This window comes from Pseudomonas sp. 2995-1 (assembly GCF_002742505.1).
GTDB lineage: Bacteria > Pseudomonadota > Gammaproteobacteria > Pseudomonadales > Pseudomonadaceae > Aquipseudomonas > Aquipseudomonas sivasensis.
Genome location: NZ_LJSA01000437.1, coordinates 1 through 243 on the forward strand (window position 1 = coordinate 1; position 243 = coordinate 243).

1 pseudogene is annotated in these 243 nt (G+C 35.8%); it reads right to left on the minus strand.

The features are described from left to right. A pseudogene (locus AOA61_RS31900) lies at positions 1–243 on the minus strand (hypothetical protein); the annotation flags it as partial.

A 243-nucleotide genomic window follows, 5' to 3' on the forward strand; every position in this document is an offset into this window, starting at 1 on the left:
GTGAAAGCCACAGACTTTTGGGAATAGGCTCTATATGTGAAAAAAGATGTTTGAACTTTTGGGGGGAGTTTTTATACTCACTGAGTGGTTCCTCCGTTTCAAAGTCAAAATCAAAATCTATAGAACCATGTGGTTTTGATATAGGTACTCCCTTTTTATCCTCAATTGTACCAGTCCTATAATATCGTACTCCAGCAGCAGTAAGTGCTTTTTCAAATAATAAATCATAATTAAACGACACAG